Origin of the sequence: Bacillus coahuilensis m4-4, assembly GCF_000171615.1 — a bacterium.
GTDB classification, from domain to species: domain Bacteria; phylum Bacillota; class Bacilli; order Bacillales; family Bacillaceae_K; genus Bacillus_T; species Bacillus_T coahuilensis.
This window is the reverse complement of record NZ_ABFU01000062.1, coordinates 1-758: the sequence shown is the minus strand read 5'-3', so window position 1 is coordinate 758 and position 758 is coordinate 1. Positions and strand designations below refer to the sequence as shown.

Annotated in this window: 2 protein-coding genes; both read left to right on the top strand. The window is 40.6% G+C overall.

Annotated elements, in window-relative coordinates:
- Positions 1-279, top strand: a 279-nt coding sequence (locus tag M44_RS16885; RefSeq protein ID WP_010175533.1) for a DUF2953 domain-containing protein, incomplete at its 5' end; no start/stop codon positions are given.
- A 12-nt stretch (positions 280-291) separates the two neighbouring features.
- Positions 292-758 (top strand): GerW family sporulation protein (ytfJ, locus tag M44_RS16880; RefSeq protein ID WP_010175532.1); only part of this gene is annotated, 467 nt, incomplete at its 3' end.

Sequence of the window (758 nt, the reverse complement as noted above, 5' to 3'; positions counted from 1 at the left end):
GCATCTACAGGTATGGTGACCGGTGGAATTTGGACAGTCAAGAGCTCTATCGTTTCTTGGATTAGTCGTTCTATGAGATTGCAAGAGATGCCTTTAATTCACGTGGAACCATGCTTCCAGCAGAAAATTGTGGTGACCGAATTTCGTTGTATGATTCAGTTTCGAATAGGGAATGCTATTTTAGCAGGGGCAAAACTATTGAAGTATTGGCGCGGTGGCAAAGCGAAGTTTAAAACTAAACCACTATCAATGGTTTCAAGTGAAAACCATTCTACATAAGGAGGATTCGACATGTCTGATCACCCAATTGAAGGCTTAATGACAACAGCAATGGAAAATTTAAAAGAAATGATTGATGTAAATACGATTATTGGTGATCCCGTAGAAACACCTGACGGAAGCGTGATTTTAACTGTATCTAAAGTCGGATTTGGATTTGCGGCGGGTGGAAGTGAATTTACTTTAGATAAAAAAGGAGACAAAGAAGGCGGACAGCAGAAGCAGCCATTCGGTGGAGGTTCTGGCGGAGGCGTATCCATCACTCCAATTGCGTTTCTTATCGTAGGTTCTCACGGTGTTAAGATGCTTCACTTAGATGAGAATACTCATTTGCTAGATAGAATTTTAGATCTTGCTCCTGGAGTGGTAGAGAAAATCCAAGGGATGCTAAAGAAGGATGAACAATCATCATCACAAGGTTCAATGCATTCTAATTCATCAGGCAATCAACATAATTATAGTGGGCCAAAAGATGATAG